Source organism: Pseudomonas sp. 21 (assembly GCF_000955805.1).
Lineage (GTDB): Bacteria > Pseudomonadota > Gammaproteobacteria > Pseudomonadales > Pseudomonadaceae > Pseudomonas.
On the sequence record NZ_JYOA01000010.1, the window covers coordinates 422,299 to 436,275 of the forward strand.

At 66.2% G+C, this 13,977-nt stretch carries 12 protein-coding genes and 1 riboswitch; of the genes, 8 read left to right on the forward strand and 4 right to left on the reverse strand.

The features are described 5' to 3' along the window. Nucleotides 1-31: 31 nt before the first annotated feature. Together UB43_RS23810 and UB43_RS23815 are read right to left on the reverse strand one after the other, a co-directional pair. The gene (locus tag UB43_RS23810; protein ID WP_045216143.1) at nucleotides 32-1,981 is read right to left on the reverse strand and encodes an FAD-dependent oxidoreductase; all 1,950 of its coding nucleotides are present in this window, start codon (nucleotides 1,979-1,981) and stop codon (nucleotides 32-34) included. A 70-nt stretch (nucleotides 1,982-2,051) separates the two neighbouring features. Next, entirely contained in the window at nucleotides 2,052-2,402 is a 351-nt protein-coding gene (locus UB43_RS23815) for a cupin domain-containing protein (protein ID WP_052969598.1), read from the reverse strand. A 349-nt stretch (nucleotides 2,403-2,751) separates the two neighbouring features. Between UB43_RS23815 and UB43_RS23820 the strand changes: the two genes are divergently transcribed. Both UB43_RS23820 and UB43_RS23825 read left to right on the forward strand, forming a co-directional pair. Next, nucleotides 2,752-3,825, forward strand: a complete 1,074-nt coding sequence (locus tag UB43_RS23820; RefSeq protein WP_045216146.1) for an ABC transporter substrate-binding protein — start codon at nucleotides 2,752-2,754, stop codon at nucleotides 3,823-3,825. Between the two features lie 65 nt (nucleotides 3,826-3,890). Continuing rightward, complete coding sequence (locus UB43_RS23825; protein ID WP_045216149.1) at nucleotides 3,891-4,679, forward strand: class II aldolase/adducin family protein; 789 nt, start codon at nucleotides 3,891-3,893, stop codon at nucleotides 4,677-4,679. Between the two features lie 171 nt (nucleotides 4,680-4,850). Here the strand turns inward: UB43_RS23825 and UB43_RS23830 are convergent, their stop codons facing one another. Beyond that, nucleotides 4,851-6,305, reverse strand: coding sequence for a TolC family outer membrane protein (locus UB43_RS23830; RefSeq protein ID WP_045216152.1), 1,455 nt, complete (start codon nucleotides 6,303-6,305; stop codon nucleotides 4,851-4,853). A gap of 172 nt (nucleotides 6,306-6,477) precedes the next feature. Further along, a riboswitch (TPP riboswitch) is annotated at nucleotides 6,478-6,585 on the forward strand. Between the two features lie 112 nt (nucleotides 6,586-6,697). Between UB43_RS23830 and thiC the strand changes: the two genes are divergently transcribed. Together thiC and cytX are read left to right on the forward strand one after the other, a co-directional pair. Beyond that, complete coding sequence (gene thiC, locus UB43_RS23835) at nucleotides 6,698-8,578, forward strand: phosphomethylpyrimidine synthase ThiC (protein ID WP_045216154.1); 1,881 nt, start codon at nucleotides 6,698-6,700, stop codon at nucleotides 8,576-8,578. A gap of 165 nt (nucleotides 8,579-8,743) precedes the next feature. Continuing rightward, entirely contained in the window at nucleotides 8,744-10,030 is a 1,287-nt protein-coding gene (cytX, locus tag UB43_RS23840; protein WP_045216157.1) for a putative hydroxymethylpyrimidine transporter CytX, read from the forward strand. 218 nt (nucleotides 10,031-10,248) lie between these two features. Here the strand turns inward: cytX and UB43_RS23845 are convergent, their stop codons facing one another. Next, nucleotides 10,249-11,001, reverse strand: coding sequence for an RsiV family protein (locus UB43_RS23845; RefSeq protein ID WP_045216159.1), 753 nt, complete (start codon nucleotides 10,999-11,001; stop codon nucleotides 10,249-10,251). 217 nt (nucleotides 11,002-11,218) lie between these two features. On the opposite strand from UB43_RS23845, the gene UB43_RS23850 reads away from it, so the two are divergent. From UB43_RS23850 to UB43_RS23865, 4 genes are all read left to right on the forward strand, one after another. Beyond that, nucleotides 11,219-11,836 carry an NUDIX domain-containing protein gene (locus tag UB43_RS23850; RefSeq protein WP_017520423.1) on the forward strand — a complete coding sequence of 206 codons (618 nt, stop codon included), beginning with the start codon at nucleotides 11,219-11,221 and terminating at the stop codon, nucleotides 11,834-11,836. After that, on the forward strand, nucleotides 11,827-12,285 hold the full coding sequence (locus tag UB43_RS23855; protein WP_045216166.1) for a DUF1249 domain-containing protein: 459 nt from the start codon (nucleotides 11,827-11,829) through the stop codon (nucleotides 12,283-12,285). The genes UB43_RS23850 and UB43_RS23855 overlap by 10 nt, the downstream gene beginning before the upstream one ends. Before the next feature lie 169 nt (nucleotides 12,286-12,454). Beyond that, nucleotides 12,455-13,264 carry a 3',5'-cyclic-AMP phosphodiesterase gene (gene cpdA / locus UB43_RS23860; RefSeq protein ID WP_045216169.1) on the forward strand — a complete coding sequence of 270 codons (810 nt, stop codon included), beginning with the start codon at nucleotides 12,455-12,457 and terminating at the stop codon, nucleotides 13,262-13,264. A 75-nt stretch (nucleotides 13,265-13,339) separates the two neighbouring features. Next, nucleotides 13,340-13,969: a YqiA/YcfP family alpha/beta fold hydrolase gene (locus UB43_RS23865; RefSeq protein WP_045216171.1), complete on the forward strand. Its 630-nt coding sequence runs from the start codon at nucleotides 13,340-13,342 to the stop codon at nucleotides 13,967-13,969. Nucleotides 13,970-13,977 lie beyond the last annotated feature (8 nt).

Sequence of the window (13,977 nt, forward strand, 5' to 3'; positions counted from 1 at the left end):
CCCGCTCCTACAGGGGAGTGCCTTTTCAGACTCAGATCGCCCAGCCCGCCTTGAGCCCCTCGTAGATCGCTTCTTCCGCCGTGCGCGGCGCCAGGCAGTCGCCGATGCGACGGACCTCGGCAAGGTCGGCGATCTCGTCGGCCAGTTCGTCCACCGGCTGGTGGCCCTGGCAGAGGACGAGGGTGTCGATGTTTTCCACCAGCATCGGCTCGCCGCTGGCGGTGTGCTGCAGGTAGACGGTGCTGTCGTCGACGCCGTACAGGCGGGCGTAGGGGGTGATGCTGATGCCCAGGCGGTGCAGTTCGCCCGCCAGGTGGTCGCGCACGTAGAGCGGCAGGCTTTCGCCAGCGTGGGTACCGTTCACGGCGAGTTGCACCTGGTGGCCCTCGCGCACCAGGCGCTCGGCGATGCCGGGGGCGATCCAGTCGGCGCGCCAGTCGGTGACCAGCACCGAGCGACCGAGCTTCACTTCCCCGCGCAGTACCTGCCAGGCGTCCACCACCTGCAGTTCGCCGGCTTCTTCGTAGGGCGGGCGATAGGGTTTGGCGCCGGTGGCGACGATCACCACGTCAGGACGTTCCTGCTCGACCAGCGCGCGGTCGACACGGGTGTTGCGGCGCACTTCGACGCCGGCCAGCTGCATCTCGCGCTGCAGGTTGGTGGAGGCGCCGCCGAACTCCGCGCGGCGCGGCAGCAGTTGGGCGAGGTTGACCTGGCCGCCCAACTGGGCGGTGGCTTCGCAGAGGGTGACGTCATGGCCACGCTGGGCAGCGACGGCGGCGGCCTTCATGCCCGCCGGCCCGCCGCCGACCACCAGCACGCGCTTGCGCTGGGCGGCCATCTTGCGTTCGGCGTAGATCAGCTCGCGGCCGGTTTCCGGATGCTGGATGCAGGAGATCGGGTAGCCGCGGTGGAAGTGGCCGATGCACGCCTGGTTGCAGGCGATGCAGGCGCGCACGTCCTCGACGTGGCCGCTTTCGGTCTTGCTCGGCATCTGCGGGTCGCAGATCAGCGCGCGGGTCATGCCGCAGACGTCGGCCTGGCCGCGGGCGACGATCAGCTCGGCTTCCTGCGGCTGGTTGATGCGCCCGGTGACGAACAACGGGATGTCCAGGTTGCGCTTGAAGGTGCCGGCCTCGTTGGCCAGGTACGCCGCTTCGATGGCCATCGGCGGCACGATGTGGATGGCGCCGCCCAGGGAGGCGGAGGTGCCGGCGACTATGTGTACGTAGTCCAGCGAGTTCTGCAGGCCCTTCACGCCCTGCAGCGATTCGTCTTCGGTGAGGCCTTCGGGGTCGCGTTCATCGGCGGAGATGCGCAGGCCGATGATGAAGTCTTCGTCGGTGGCGGCGCGGATGGCGGCGATGACTTCGCGGGTGAAGCGCAGGCGCGCGTCGAGGTCGCCGTTGTAGCCGTCGCTGCGGCGGTTCACCCGCGGGTTGAGGAACTGCGCCGGCAGGTAGCCGTGGCTGGCGACCACTTCCACGCCGTCGATACCGGCGGTGTGCAGGCGGCGCGCGGCGGCGGCGTAGCCCTGGATGATCTCGTCGATCATCGCCTGGCTCAGCTCGCGGGGCATCACCCGGAAACGTTCGTTGGGCGAGGCGGACGGCGCGTAGGCCACGGCCAGCAGGCCGTCGCTGGATTCCATGATCTCCCGGCCAGGGTGGAACACCTGGGACAGCACCACGGTACCTTCGGCGTGGCACGCCTCGGCGATGCGCCGGTAGCCGGGGATGCACTCGTCATCGGTGGCCATCAGTACGTGGGAGGTGTAGCGGGCGCTGTCGTGCACGCCGGCGACCTGCAGCACGATCAGGCCGACGCCGCCCTTGGCGCGGGCGGTGTGGTAGGCCACCAGCTGGTCGTTGACCAGGTTGTCGGTGGGCATCGAGGTGTCGTGCCCGGTGGACATGATGCGGTTCTTCAGCGCCTTGCCGCGGATCTGCAGCGGGCTGAACAGGTGGGGAAACTGGCTCATCGGGCAACTCCGGATTCTTGTTGTGGTGCAGCGTTGAAGCATCGGCCGCGGTGGCGGCCGGAGGTTGGACTCAGGCGTTGCGTGCCTGCCAGTCCACCGGGTAGAGGGCGTAGAACACGCAGGCTTTCTCGCCTTCGTAGGCCAGCGGCGTGCGTTCGGGGACCCAGATCACGTCACCCGGCTTGGCCTCGATCACCTGGTCGGCCAGGCGCAGGCGGAAGTTGCCTTCGAGCACCACGATCAGTTCGTCGTAGAGCACGGTCCACTCGATGGAGACGCCGTCGAAACGGGCCAGGCCGGCGCCCATGGTTTCGCTGTCGGCCGGGCCGATCAGCCGGCAGATGGCGGCGCGTTCGATGTCTTGCCCACCGTAGGACTGGAACTGCAGGGCGGATTGCTGGAAGTGGCGGACCTGGGACACGGCGGCTTCTCCTGGGTGGGCAATGTTTTCTAAGCAAATGTTGTTTAAGTTCCTTCTATGGAAATTTACCTCCAGTAAAAAATCAACTTGTTTTTTTAAAAGTGACTGGGTAGTTTCGATGCCGCTCCCGGAGTTTTCCGGGGCAACCGCGACGTGCTCCACAACAACTACAAGAGGAGAGGCGCATGAACCGTCCCGTACGGTCCCCCCTCGCACGGCGGGTCCACCCGCTGGCAATCGATTCATCTCTGCCCTGTCTTTCTTGCTCCGTGGTTCCGGCGCGCCCGTCCCGCGTGTGTGCAGCCATTCCGGCTGCGCCCGCTGCCACCTACGACTGGGGGTATGCCCGATGACTTTGCGTCAAAGCACTTTCCACAAACGCTTCTTCCTCAAGACCGCCGCCGCGCCGCTGCTGCTAGCCCTCGGGCTGTGCTGCGGCGCCGCCCAGGCCGCCGAGAACATGGTGGTGGTCGGTTATGGCGGCGCGGGTCAGAAGGCCCAGGACGCGGCCTTCTTCCAGCCCTTCAGCAAGCAGTCCGGGGTCGGTGTGACCCAGAGCGAATACAACGGCGAAATGGCGCGCATCAAGGTGATGGCCGACACCGGCCATGCCGACTGGGACGTGGTGCAGATCGAGGGGCCAGACCTTGCGCGCGGTTGCGATGAAGGCCTGTTCGTACCGCTGGACTGGCAGCAGATCGGCGGCAAGGACCAGCTGATTCCCAACGCCGCCAAGGATTGCGGCTCGGCTGCGCTGGTATGGGGCGTGGCCATCGCCTACGACGCGGACAAGCTCAAGCCGGCGCCACAGTCCTGGGCCGATTTCTGGGACGTGAAGACATTCCCCGGCAAGCGTGGCCTGCGCAAGCGCGCCATCTACAACCTGGAGTTCGCCCTGATGGCCGACGGCGTGAAGCCCGCGGACGTCTACAAGGAGCTGGGCACCAAGGCTGGCGTCGATCGCGCCTTCGCCAAGCTCAACCAGATCAAGCCCTACGTGCAGTGGTGGGAAGCCGGCGCGCAACCGGCGCAGTGGCTGGCCGCCGGTGACGTGGTGATGACCACCACCTACACCGGGCGCATCGCCGATGCCTACAAGGGCGGGCGCAACCTGCAGCTGGTCTGGCCGGGCAGCCTGTACGGCATGGACTACTGGGCGATCATCAAGGGCTCGCAGCACGTCGACTCGGCAAAGCGCTTCATCGCCTTCGCCAACCAGCCCGATGCCCAGGTCGACTACGTGAAGCACATTGCGTATGGTCCGACCAACAAGCAGGCCGCCGAACGCCTGCCGTCCGACCTCGCCGGCTGGGTGCCGACCTCCACGCAGAACCTGCCCCAGGGCCTGGCGATGGACGATGAGTTCTGGGTCGACCACGGCGAGGAGCTGGAAGAGCGTTTCAACGCCTGGGCCGCGCAATGACCAGAACGTGACCGTGACGCCGGGGCCTCTGCCCCGGCGTCTTTTGCCTTGAGGAGAAGTGCACCATGACGTCGCTGCAGGCGCCCAGCCGCGCCACCTGTTCACCCGAGGAATGGAAGCTGCGCGAGGAACTGGCGGCCTGCTACCGCCTGATCGCGCACTACCGCATGACCGACCTGATCTTCACCCACATCTCGGTGCGCATCCCCGGTCCCGACCACCATTTCCTGATCAACCCCTACGGCCTGATGTTCGACGAGATCACCGCCTCCAGCCTGGTGAAGATCGACTTGTCCGGCCATGCGGTGGAGCCGTCGCCGTACAAGGTCAACCCCGCCGGTTTCGTGATCCACAGCGCCATCCACGGCGCCCGCGAGGATGCGCAGTGCGTGCTGCACACCCATACCCGCGCCGGCTGTGCGGTGGCGGCGCAGGCCTGCGGATTGCTGCCGCTGAACCAGATATCCCTGGAGTTCTACGGGCGCCTGGGCTACCACGACTACGAAGGCATCGCCCTGTCGATGGACGAACAGGAGCGCCTGGTGCGCGACCTGGGCGACCACTACGGCCTGATGCTGCGCAACCACGGCCTGCTGACCGTGGGGCAGACGGTGCAGCAGGCGTTCCTGCGCATGTACTACCTGGAGAAGGCCTGCGACATCCAGCTGGCGGCCCAGGCCGGCGGTGAGCTGGTGATCCCGCCGGAGGAGGTTTGCCGTCACACCGAGCAACAATTCAACGCCCCGGCGCGCCCCCTGGCGGAAGGGGAGCTGAGCGATCCGGATGGTTATGACCTGGCCTGGTCCGCCTTGCTGCGCATGCTGGATCGCGTCTCGCCGGGGTATCGGGATTGAGGAAGGGTGGAATTCCGGCGTTGGCATTGAGCAATCGCGGACAGAGTCCGCTCCCACGCTCAGATCGGGCGTGGGAGCGGACTCTGTCCGCGATCGGGTTCGCATAGCGCCGAGCCACCGGCACGAGCAAAGAAAAAGCCCCGCATCGCGGGGCTTTTTCATGGGGCTGGATCAGTACTTCGTGCCAGCCTTGAGCTGCGCCTCGGCGGCCTTGGCCAGGTCCGGCGGGAGGAAGTCCTTGTCCGGGTTGTAGTCCGGCTTCAGGTACGAACTCAGCGCCTGCAGGTCGGCCGGGCTGAGGGTGCCGGCGGTCTGCTTCAGGCGCAGGTTGTCGAGGATGTAGTCGTAGCGGCTGTTGTTGTAGTCGCGCACCGAGTTGTACAGCGAACGCTGGGCGTCCAGTACGTCGACGATGTTGCGGGTACCGACCTGGTAACCGATCTCGGTGGCTTCCAGCGAGCTCTGGTTGGAAATGATCGCCTGGCGCCGGGCCTTCACGGTCTCGACGTCGGTGTTCACGGCGCGGTGCTGGTTTCGCGCGTCCTGTACCACCTGGCGACGCTGGCTTTCGCGCAGCTGCTCGCTCTGGTTCAGGCGCTGGTACGACTCGCGTACCTGGGAGCTGGTCAGCCCGCCGCTATAGATCGGCACGTTCAACTGCAGGCCGATGCTGCTCTGATCGACGTACTTGCCGTAGTGCGGGTCGCCCGGTACGCCGGTGTTGGCGAAGCCCAGCGCGTCGTTGTCGCCCTTCTGGTACTGGGCCACGGCGTCGAGGGTCGGCAGGTGTCCGGCCTTGCGTTGGCGCAGGGTCTCTTCGGCGGCATCGACCGCGTAGTTGCTGGCCTGCAGGCGCAGGTTCTGCTGGACCGAGGTGTCCACCCAGGCCTTGGCGTCGTTGGGGACCGGCACCACGATCGGCATCGAGTGGAGGATGCCTTCGATCGCGCTGTATTCGCGGTTGGTCAGCGTCACCAGGGCCTGGAAGGCGTCATCCACCTGCTGCTCGGCCACCAGGCGGTTGGCCCGCGCGGTGTCGTAGCTGGCCTGGGATTCGAGCACGTCGGTCTTGTCGGAGAGGCCGACGTCGAAGCGCTCGTTGGACTGGTCGAGCTGACGCTTGAATGCCGCTTCCTCGGCCTTGCTCGCGGCCAGGTTGTCCTGGGCGCGCAGCACGCCGAAGTAGTTCTCGGCGGACTGCAGGATCAATTGTTGTTGGGTCGCGGAGAATTCCAGCTGGGCCTGTTCGGTGACGTTTTCCGCCGCCTTGAGCTGGAACCAGCGGTCGGCGCGGAACAGCGGCTGGCTGAGGGTCGCCTGCAGCAGCTCGGTGTTGCGGTTCAGCGTCGCGCTGGGGGTATCCAGCGAAGTGCGGGTCTGCCCGGTGCTGGCGCCGGCATTGATCTGTGGCAGCAGGCCGGAGCGCGCCTGGGGCACGGCTTCCTTGCGGGCCAGGTAATCGGCCTGGGCGGCGGCGAGGTCGGCGTTGTTGTCGACGGCATCTTTATAGACGCTGATCAGGTCCGTCTTGGTGGGCAGAGGAGTAGCGGCCGGAGCGGGCTGGGCAGCCCAGGCAAAGCCTGTCGTTGCGGCTACAGCGACAGCCAGAGAGAGTCTGCGCAGCATTCGTTCATCCTGGAAAGTGATGCGAGGTGGGGCAAGGCTACGGTCGCCGCCGGTGGCGGTCAAGGCACGTTCGTACGAGCCTTCCGAGGCAGGAGTGTAGCCGCGCGTAGGCAATTGCGTGTTTTCGGCCGGGCGGCGTTGGCTTATCCCGGCACACTTGATTAGACTGCGGGCGTTCTTGTCGGGGTGCCCCATTGCGAGGGGCTGAGATCGGATAGTTCCGGATCCCGTTGAACCTGATCGGGTTAGCACCCGCGTAGGGAACAAGAAGACCGCATCCCGCGGCGCATTCCGCCCCGGCCCCAGCCCTCTTCGGGATGCGTCCCTTCGCTGCAGCCAGCAGCTCCTCTCGTCCCAGGTTCTCCCCGGCAATCAACCCCAGGAGAGCCAGGATGAGCACCCAGAAAAACAACGTCACCCGCCTTGAACAGCTGGATCGCCAGTCGACCCAGCCCTTTCCGAACTCGAAAAAGGTCTACCTGACCGGCTCGCGCCCGGACATCCGCGTCCCCGTGCGGGAAATTTCCCTCGCCGATACCCCGACCGCCTTTGGCGGCGAGAAGAATGCCCCGGTGATGGTCTACGACACCTCCGGCCCCTACACCGACCCGGACGTGCGCATCGACCTGCGCAAGGGCCTGCCGGATGTGCGCTCGCGCTGGATCGACGAGCGCGGCGACACCGAAATCCTTCCTGGCCTGACGTCCGAGTTCGGCCAGTCGCGCCTGGCCGACGCCAGCCTCGACGCCCTGCGCTTCGCCCACGTGCGCACCCCGCGCCGCGCCAAGGCCGGCGGCAACGTCACGCAAATGCACTACGCGCGCCAGGGCATCATCACGCCGGAGATGGAATACATCGCCATCCGCGAGAACATGAAGCTGCAGGAAGCCCGCGCCGCCGGCCTGCTGGATGCCCAGCATCCGGGACAGAGCTTCGGGGCGAGCATTCCGAAGGAAATCACCCCTGAATTCGTCCGTGACGAAGTGGCCCGAGGCCGCGCGATCATCCCGGCGAACATCAACCACATCGAGCTGGAACCGATGATCATCGGCCGCAACTTCCTGGTGAAGATCAACGGCAACATCGGCAACAGCGCGCTGGGCTCCTCCATCGAGGAAGAAGTGGAGAAGCTCACCTGGGGCATCCGCTGGGGCGCCGACACGGTGATGGACCTGTCCACCGGCAAGCACATCCACGAGACGCGGGAGTGGATCCTGCGCAACAGCCCGGTGCCTATCGGCACCGTGCCGATCTACCAGGCGCTGGAGAAGGTCAACGGCATCGCCGAGGACCTGACCTGGGACATCTTCCGCGACACCCTGATCGAACAGGCCGAGCAGGGCGTGGACTACTTCACCATCCATGCCGGCGTGCTGCTGCGCTACGTGCCCCTGACCGCCAAGCGCGTCACCGGCATCGTGTCGCGCGGCGGCTCGATCATGGCCAAGTGGTGCCTGGCGCATCACCAGGAGAATTTCCTCTACACCCACTTCGAGGAAATCTGCGAAATCATGAAGGCCTACGACGTCAGCTTCTCGCTGGGCGATGGCCTGCGTCCGGGCTCGATCGCCGACGCCAACGATGCTGCCCAGTTCGGCGAACTGGAGACCCTCGGCGAGCTGACCCGCATCGCCTGGAAGCACGATGTCCAGGTGCTGATCGAAGGCCCGGGCCACGTGCCGATGCACCTGATCAAGGAGAACATGGACAAGCAGCTGGAGTGCTGCGACGAAGCGCCGTTCTACACCCTCGGCCCGCTGACCACCGACATCGCGCCGGGCTACGACCACATCACCTCCGGCATCGGTGCGGCGATGATCGGCTGGTTCGGCTGCGCCATGCTCTGCTACGTCACGCCCAAGGAACACCTGGGCCTGCCGAACAAGGATGACGTGAAGACCGGCATCATCACCTACAAGATCGCCGCGCACGCCGCCGACCTCGCCAAGGGCCATCCGGGCGCGCAGATCCGTGACAACGCGCTGTCCAAGGCGCGCTTCGAGTTCCGCTGGGAAGACCAGTTCAACCTCGGCCTGGACCCGGACACCGCCCGCGCCTTCCACGACGAGACGCTGCCCAAGGATTCGGCCAAGGTCGCGCACTTCTGTTCCATGTGCGGGCCGAAGTTCTGCTCCATGAAGATCACCCAGGAAGTCCGCGACTACGCCAGGGAAAACGGCCTCACCGATGAGCAGAAAGTCATCGAGGCCGGCTTCCAGGAGCAGGCCGCGCGCTTCAAGGACGAAGGCTCGGTGATCTACAAGCAGGTGTAACCGGTTGCTCCCCACCCTTGGCACCAAGGGTGGGAGCCGCCTGTAGGAGCGAGCTTGCTCGCGAACGGTGCTTGCCAGCGGCTCCGCAACTGGACAGTTCGCGAGCAAGCTCGCTCCTACAAAGAACAACAAAACCTAATCCAACCTTCGAGCCTTGCACGCATCGTGACCACTACCGCCATCGACTATTCACCGACTTCCGCCGTGGGCAGCGCCCAGCGCGTGCTCGGCCTGCGCGACCTGTTCTCCCTCTGGTTCTCCCTGGGCATCGGCCTGATGGTGCTGCAGACCGGCGCCCTGCTGGCGCCGGGCCTGGGCCTTGCCGGCGCGCTCGGCGCGATCCTGCTCGGCACCCTGGTCGGCGTGCTGCTGCTGGCCAGCGCCGGGGTCATCGGCACCGACACCGGCCTGTCCGCCATGGCCTCGCTCAAGCTCAGCCTGGGCAGCCACGGCGCCGCGCTGCCGGCGTTGCTCAACCTGCTGCAGCTGGTCGGCTGGGGCGCCTTCGAGATCATCGTCATGCGCGACGCCGCCAGCCTGCTGGCCACCCGCGCCTTCGGCGAAGTCAGCCTGTGGACCAACCCGGCCCTCTGGACCCTGGTGTTCGGCGCGCTGGCGACCCTGCTGGCGGTGGCCGGCCCGCTGGCCTTCGTGCGTCGCGTGCTGCGCCGCTGGGGTATCTGGCTGCTGCTCGCCGCGTGTGTCTGGCTGACCTTCGACCTGTTCAAGCGTGCCGATCTGGCGGCGATCTGGGCCAAGACGGGCGACGGTTCGCTGTCCTTCGCCGTGGGCTTCGACATCGCCATCGCCATGCCGCTGTCGTGGCTGCCGCTGATCGCCGACTACTCGCGCTTCGGCAAGCGCGCCGGGCACACCTTCACCGGCGCGGCGCTGGGCTTCTTCATTGGCTGCTTCTGGCTGATGAGCCTGGGGGTGGCCTACACCCTGGCGTTCGCCCAGGGCAGCGATGCCAACGCGCTACTGCTGGCGCTGGCCGGCGCGGGCATGGGTATCCCGCTGCTGCTGATCCTGCTGGACGAATCGGAGAAGGCCTTCGCCGATATCCACTCGGCGGCGGTCTCCAGTGGCATCCTGCTGCCGCTCAAGGTCGAGCTGCTGGCCCTGGCCATCGGCGTGATCTGCACCCTGATCGCCTGGTTCGCGCCGCTGGCGCAGTACCAGAACTTCCTGCTGCTGATCGGCTCGGTGTTCGCCCCGCTGTTCGGCGTGGTGCTGATCGATCACTTCGTCCTCCGTCGCCGCGCGCCGGCCGCGATTCCCCACGGCCTGCGCTGGGGCTCGCTGCTGGCCTGGGGCGGTGGTGTGGTGGTGTATCACCTGTTGGCGAACTACCAGCCGGACCTGGGCGCGACCCTGCCGGCTTTGGTCGTGGCGGGTGTGCTGCAGCTGCTGCTGGGGCGGGTGGGTGCCAAGGTGCCAGCTTCGGCGTGATTTGGTTTGCGGGCGGAGTTCGAGGTTGCTTTGAGCAATCGCGGACAGAGTCCGCTCCTACACTCAGGTCGGGCGTAGGAGCGGACTTTGTCCGCGATGGGCTTCCGGCTGCTGTGAACTTCTGCGTAACGCTGTTCGCGAGCAAGCTCGCTCCTACAGGTAGCCGGTAACGCCGAGTGTGCTCTTCGTAGGAGCGAGCTTGCTCGCGAACCGGACCTTTACTGCGCCCCGCGCCCGGGGAAGTAATAGGTCTTCACGATACCGTTCAGGCGCGGGTACGGAATCTTCAGCTCCGGGTGCCCGACCGAATGCGGGGCGATGCGGTCGATGTCGTACTTGAGCGTCATCGCGCCGAAGGTCAGGGCGAAGTGCTCGGTCGGCTGGAACGGCCAGTTCTTCGAGAAGTTCGGGTCCTGCTCGTCCAGCTTGTTCTGCAGGATCCACGCCTGGTGCGCCATGCGCGCCACCTTCCAGAAGTTGTCTTCCTGGCCGGGCAGAAGAATGTCCTGCAGGGTGAGCACCTTGTGGATGCGTCGATCATAATTGATGAATGCACGGCCGGGCTGGCCGTACTCGCCGCCGGTGAAGCGATAGCTGGACAGCTCGATGATCACCAGACCGTCATGCTGTTCGCGGATCTTCGCTTGCAGGTAGGAGCTCCAGCCGGGCTGTGCCGAATCGAGGAAGCGCTTCTCGTAGACATCCAGGCTGGCGGGGGCCGCACCGTCGCCCTCGCGGGCCAGTTGCAGCAGTTGGGCGTTGATCGCTTCGTTGAGCGCCGGCTCGTCGTCGAAGCTGAGGGTATCGAGGTTGAACAGCGGGCATTGCTCGCCCTGGCAACCCGGCTGCGCGTGTTCGAAAGCGGTGTGGCGCGCAGTGAGCGGCTCGTCGAGCGAGGGCTTGAACAGACCCTGGCACGCCCCCAGTAACAGGCAGATGCTGCCCAGGGCGGCAAGTTTCAGAAGTCGCATGGGAATCCTTGTCGTTGACGTTCGCCGGCAATTGGAGTGGTTCGACCGCCATCGGCGCTGCCGGTTCGGCGGGTGAGTATGAACCACTTTGGCGGAACGGCGGCAGTGTGCGGCGGTCACAGCAGACCGGCCGCCCGGCGGCCCGCGAAAGAGGCTGCGCCTGCTCCGGCGGCGCGATAGGATGGCGCGAAGTTCAACCTAGAGTGAGTGGAACGGGATGTCGGAAACGTTCAAGCCAGGCCCCCAGGACATCGAGATCCAGAAGCGCGAGCAGTGCTTCAAGGGCTTCTACAAGGTCGACCGCCTGCACCTGCGGCACCGCCAGTTCGCCGGCGGCATGGGCCCGGTGCTCAAGCGCGAGTTGTTCGTGCGCCACGATGCCGTGTGCGTGCTGCCCTACGATCCGCAGCGCGATGAAGTGGTGCTGATCGAGCAGTTCCGCGTCGGCGCCATGGACGCCGGGGTCAATCCCTGGCTGATGGAGCTGGTCGCCGGGCTGATCGACAAGGACGAGGAGCCCGAGGAAGTCGCCCGCCGCGAAGCGGTGGAAGAAGCCGGCCTGACCCTTGGCGCGCTCTGGCCGATCGCCCAGTACCTGCCGTCGCCCGGCGGCAGCAACGAGCTGGTGCACCTGTTCGTCGGCCGCTGCGACAGCAGCAACGCCTCGGGCATCCACGGGCTGGAGGAGGAGGGCGAGGACATCCGCGTCCACGTCATGCCGTTCGAGGAAGCACTGCAGGCCGTACGTGACGGCCGTATCAACAACGCGGCGAGCATGCTCGCCCTGCAATGGCTGGCGCTCAATCGCGCCGAGGTCAGGGGGTTATGGGTGTGAATCTGTTGCGCGAGCGCTATCGCGTCGACCTGGCGGGGTTGCAGGCGACCTGCGAGGCGAACTACTTGCGCCTGATGCGCCTGCTGCCGGAAATGCGCGAGGCCCAGGTCTCGCGCCGCGTGGCGCTCAGCGAAGGCGAGCGGCTGCTCGGCGTGCTGGCGCTGGACGTGATCGAAGCCTGCCCCTACACCACCGTGCTGCAGGTGCGCCAGGAGCTGGGCCTGCCCTGGCTGCCGGCGCCCAAGCTGGAAGTGCGGGTGTACCACGACGCGCGCATGGCCGAAGTGGTCGGCGCCGAGCAGGCGCGCCGCCTGCTGGCGATCTACCCCTACCCGAACCAGGCGATGCACCAGCCGGATGAGAAGAACCAGCTCAACCAGTTCCTCGGGGAATGGCTGAGCCACTGCCTGTCCTGCGGCCACGAGCTGGAGCCGGTGCTGCAACGCTGAAAATGCGATGATGGCCATGTGACATGGCTGTGCGTGATATCCTGCCCGCCCATCGCAGACTCGTGTCCCTAACTGTGATCTGTGACGCTTTCCCGGTTTGCTCAGGGGGGCGCCTGTCACCATACTTCGTCACGAATTCCCGCACGCCCGCCTCACAGGAGAAGGCGTTTTGCCCACCCAGTCCACCGCTTCCGATTCCGTCCTGGTCGTCCAGCTTTCCGACAGCCACCTGTTCGCGCAGGAGAATGGCCGGCTGCTGGGCATGGATACCGCCGACAGCCTGACCCAGGTCGTCCGCCTGGTGGGTGAGGAGCAACCGGCGATCGACCTGGTGCTGGCCACGGGTGATCTCTCCCAGGATGGCTCGGTCGAGTCCTACCAGCGCTTCCGCGACATCACCGCGCCGATCAACGCCGCGATCCGCTGGTTCCCTGGCAATCACGACGAAATGGAGCCGATGCGCGAAGCCGCCGCCGGCACCGACCTGCTCGACCCGGTGATCGACCTGGGCGCCTGGCGGGTGATCCTGCTGGACTCCACCATTCCCGGCGCGGTGCCGGGGCAGATGACCATCGAGCAGATCCAGTTGCTGGAGCGCGCCATCCAGGCCGCGCCGGACAAGCACCTGCTGATCAGCTTCCATCACCACCCGGTGTCCATCGGCAGCCAGTGGATGGACCGCATCGGCATCTACAACCCGGAACGGCTGTTCGCCGTCATCGACCGCCACCCGAACGTGCGCTGCCTGCTCTGGGGCCATGTGCACCAGGAGATCGATCGCATGCGCGGTGGCGTACGCCTGCTCGCCTCGCCGTCGACCTGCGTGCAGTTCACTCCGGGCAGCGAGGACTTCTGCGTCGACAGCCCGGCGCCGGGCTACCGCTGGTTGCGGCTCATGGCGGATGGTGAAGTGCAGACCGGCGTTTCGCGAGTGACCGATATCGAGTTCGAAGTCGATTACAGCATCAAGGGCTATTGATCGGTCACGCTTCGAACGCATTGCGACGCCGACCCACTTGCGGCATGCCACTTGCAGCTTGTAGCCTCCCGGCCCATGACCGCATTCCTCTATATCCACGGATTCAACAGTTCGCCCGGCTCGCAGAAGGCGCGCCAGTTCACGGCTGCCATGCAGCGCCTGGGCCTGGCCGATCGGCTGCGCGTGCCCGCACTGCACCACCATCCGCGCCAGGCCATGGCGCAACTGGAAGCCGCCGTCGCCGAACTGGGCCAGCCGCTGCTGATTGGCAGCTCCCTGGGCGGCTACTACTCGACGTACCTGGCCGAGCGCCATGGCCTGAAGGCCGTGCTGATCAACCCGGCCGTGGCGCCGCACCGGTTGTTCGACGGCCAGCTCGGCCCGCAGACCAACTACTACAGCGGCGAGACCTGGGAACTGACCCTGGATCACGTCGCCGCGCTGGCGGAGCTTGAAGTCCCCGCGCCCACCGACGGCTCGCGCTACCAGGTGTGGCTGCAGACCGCCGACGAAACCCTCGACTACCGCGCTGCCGAGCGTTACTACCGGACTGGTGCATTGCGCATCGAATCCGGCGGCGACCACGGCTTCCAGCGCTTCGCCAGCCATCTGCCGGCGCTCCTGGCCTTTGCCGGTGTGCCGTCCAGCCAGTGGCGCGACGTGGATTTCTCCGACTTTGAAGCCATCACCTCTTCGACTGATTAAGCAGGAAC

What these genes read in the sequence shown, in the direction of transcription:
- UB43_RS23810 (WP_045216143.1), bottom strand. Translation starts at nt 1,981, where the DNA reads ATGAGCCAGTTTCCCCACCTGTTCAGCCCGCTGCAGATCCGCGGCAAG.
- UB43_RS23820 (WP_045216146.1), top strand. Translation starts at nt 2,752, where the DNA reads ATGACTTTGCGTCAAAGCACTTTCCACAAACGCTTCTTCCTCAAGACC.
- UB43_RS23825 (WP_045216149.1), top strand. Translation starts at nt 3,891, where the DNA reads ATGACGTCGCTGCAGGCGCCCAGCCGCGCCACCTGTTCACCCGAGGAA.
- UB43_RS23830 (WP_045216152.1), bottom strand. Translation starts at nt 6,305, where the DNA reads ATGCTGCGCAGACTCTCTCTGGCTGTCGCTGTAGCCGCAACGACAGGC.
- thiC (WP_045216154.1), top strand. Translation starts at nt 6,698, where the DNA reads ATGAGCACCCAGAAAAACAACGTCACCCGCCTTGAACAGCTGGATCGC.
- UB43_RS23845 (WP_045216159.1), bottom strand. Translation starts at nt 11,001, where the DNA reads ATGCGACTTCTGAAACTTGCCGCCCTGGGCAGCATCTGCCTGTTACTG.
- UB43_RS23850 (WP_017520423.1), top strand. Translation starts at nt 11,219, where the DNA reads ATGTCGGAAACGTTCAAGCCAGGCCCCCAGGACATCGAGATCCAGAAG.
- UB43_RS23855 (WP_045216166.1), top strand. Translation starts at nt 11,827, where the DNA reads ATGGGTGTGAATCTGTTGCGCGAGCGCTATCGCGTCGACCTGGCGGGG.
- UB43_RS23865 (WP_045216171.1), top strand. Translation starts at nt 13,340, where the DNA reads ATGACCGCATTCCTCTATATCCACGGATTCAACAGTTCGCCCGGCTCG.